At 70.4% G+C, this 2653-nt stretch carries 2 protein-coding genes; one reads left to right on the plus strand and one right to left on the minus strand.

The window, feature by feature from the left end; genetic code table 11:
- Positions 1-200 precede the first annotated feature (200 nt).
- Positions 201-1424, minus strand: a complete 1224-nt coding sequence (locus IM632_RS05905; RefSeq protein ID WP_296552119.1) for a multidrug effflux MFS transporter — start codon at positions 1422-1424, stop codon at positions 201-203.
- Between the two features lie 83 nt (positions 1425-1507).
- On the opposite strand from IM632_RS05905, the gene IM632_RS05910 reads away from it, so the two are divergent.
- Positions 1508-2518: an alpha/beta hydrolase gene (locus IM632_RS05910; protein WP_296479432.1), complete on the plus strand. Its 1011-nt coding sequence runs from the start codon at positions 1508-1510 to the stop codon at positions 2516-2518.
- The last annotated feature ends 135 nt before the right edge of the window (positions 2519-2653 follow it).

The following is a 2653-nucleotide window of genomic DNA, read 5'->3' on the forward strand; positions in this document are numbered from 1 at the left end:
GCGCGCGTTGCTCGCTCGCGGGTCCGGAACCTCCGAGAAGAAAGCTTCGAAATCTCCCATGGGAGTCTCCCAAAACAAGGAAGACACCCTCAGAATCCAGTTCGCCCAGATCACTCAAGCCAAATGCGATTCCCCTGCCCCAAGGGGGAGGTGGCGCGCGCAGCGCGACGGAGGGGGTCTGCGGCCTCGCAAGGGCGCCCCTACACCCGCGCCGTTCCCTTCAGAGCCAGGGTTCTCAGCGCCAGGGCCGAACCCGACATGGCCAGGAAGAGCGTCACCGCCACCGAGAGCGCCCCGCCGTCGCCCAGGGCGGCGGTGAGGCTGGACGCCGCTGCGCCCGCCGCGAAGGAGGCCGAGCCCATCAGGGCCGAGATCGACCCCGCCCGGCGCGGGTCGACATTCAGGGCGCCCGCCATGGTGTTGCCGGCCATGAAGCCGTAGCTGGACAGGACCAGGAAGATCAGCGGAAGGACGCTCCACATCCCGCCCCAGCCGGTGAAGGCGGCCGCCAGCAGGAAGGCGGCGGCGACCACGCCGACCGCGCTTGCACCCCGCAGGACCTGTTCGGGCGTATAGCGAAGGAGGAGCTGGCGGTTCAGCTGGCCCGCCCCTATCACCCCGGCGGCGTTGAGACCGAAGACCCAGCCGAAGACCGAGGCGGGTATGCCCCAGACGCCGATGATGAGGCCCGGCGAGGCCGAGATCCAGGTGAAGAGGGTCGCCCCGTTCAGCCCGCCCGCCAGGGCGTAGCCGATGAGGCGCGGATCCTTCAGCAGGGCGCCCAGCGCCGCCAGGGGCGATTCCGAGCGCGCCTGGAGGGCGGTGGCCTCGGACCGGGACTCCTCCAGGCGGAACAGGGTCGCCAGGCCCACGGCGATACCGAACAGGGCCAGGGCCCAGAAGTTGGCCCGCCAGCCGCCCAGCTCCAGCAGGACCCCGCCGAGGAGGGGGGCCAGGATCGGCGCCAGCCCCATGACCAGGGTCAGGAGGGACAGCATCCGCGCCGTCTCGGTATGGTCGAAGCGATCGCGCACCACGGCCCTGGCCACCACGGCGCCGGCGCAGCCGCCCAGGGCCTGGACGAACCGGGCGGCGATCAGGAAGTCGGCGGTGGGCGCCAGGGCGCAGGCGCAGGAGGCCAGGACGAACAGGGCGACGCCCGCCAGGATCGGTCCCCTGCGGCCCAGCCGGTCCGAGGCCGGCCCGTAGAAGAACTGGCCGATGGCCATGCCGGCGAGGAAGGCCGAGACCGTCACCTGGGTGTAGGCGCCGCTGACCCCCAGGTCCGCGCCTATGGCCGGCAGGCTGGGCAGGTACATGTCGATGGCCATGGGGGCAAAGGCTGTGAGGGCGCCCAGCAGGACCACCAGGCCCCAGCCCGTACCCGAAGGTCGCGCCGCCCCGTCCGCCGCTTCACCCGTCATTCCACCCGCTCCCCTCGCCTTCCGCCCTTGCCATACCCCCGCCGGGTCTGGCCAAGATAGGGGGAATTGTTCAGGAGCCCCGGATGTCCGCACTCGCCCGCCAGATGCCCGCCGTCGCCAAGGCCCAGGTCAACGGGATCGACATGGCCTATTACGAGGTCGCCCGGGGCAAGGGCGTGCCCATCGTCTTCTGCCACGGCTTCCCCGAGCTGGCCTTCTCCTGGCGCCACCAGCTGCGCGCCTGCGAGGCGGCGGGTCAGTGGGCCATCGCCCCGGACCAGCGCGGCTATGGCCTCACCTCCCGGCCGGACAAGGTCGAGGACTATGACATGGAGCACCTGGCCGCCGACCTGGTGGGCCTCCTGGACCATCTCGGGATCGAGAAGGCGGTGTTCTGCGGCCATGACTGGGGCGGCTTCGTGGTGTGGCAGATGGCCCTGATGCATCCCGACCGGGTGGCCGGGGTGATCGGCCTCAACACCCCCTTCATGCCGCGGGGCGAGTACGATCCCATCGCCTCCATGCGCTTCGCCTTCGGCGAGGACATGTACATCGTCTGGTTCCAGAGGCCCGGCGAGGCGGACGCCGCCCTCAGCAAGGACGTCGACAAGACCATGCGCTTCTTTATGCGCCGCCCGCCCGAGGACATGCCGGCCCCGCCCAGCGGCGGCCTGACCATCGACAAGGAGGCCGGCCCGGCCACCACCTCCACCTTCGCCTTCCGCGACATGCTGGCCGAGTGGGACAAATCGGACACCGCCAACCAGCTGCTGACCCCCGACGAACTGGCCGCCTTCGTCGAGACCTTCTCGGCCACCGGCTTCACCGGCGGCATCAACTGGTACCGCAACTTCACCCGCAACTGGGAGCGCTCGGCCCACCTGCCCCAGCGCATCGACCACGTCCCCTGCCTGATGATCTGCGCCGAGAAGGACGCCGTCCTGCCCCCCTCCATGGCCGACGGCATGGAAGACCGCATCAAAGACCTGGAAAAGGCCCTGGTGATGGGCTCCGGCCACTGGACCCAGCAGGAAAAGCCCGATGAGGTGAACCGCTTCATCCTCGACTGGATGGGGAGGAAGTTCGGGGGGTGAGGGGCCGCTGACCCCCTCCGGCCCGCTGCGCGGTCCACCTCCCCCTCGAAGGGGGAGGAATTGGGGAGCCAATTGCTCCCCCTCCCAGGGGGAGCTCCCCGAGAAGCGGGGTGAGGGGGTTCCGGCCGGGTCGCC

It is taken from the genome of Phenylobacterium sp., from assembly GCF_020402505.1.
In the GTDB taxonomy this organism is placed as follows: domain Bacteria; phylum Pseudomonadota; class Alphaproteobacteria; order Caulobacterales; family Caulobacteraceae; genus Phenylobacterium.

What these genes read in the sequence shown, in the direction of transcription:
- IM632_RS05905 (WP_296552119.1), bottom strand. Translation starts at nt 1,424, where the DNA reads ATGACGGGTGAAGCGGCGGACGGGGCGGCGCGACCTTCGGGTACGGGC.
- IM632_RS05910 (WP_296479432.1), top strand. Translation starts at nt 1,508, where the DNA reads ATGTCCGCACTCGCCCGCCAGATGCCCGCCGTCGCCAAGGCCCAGGTC.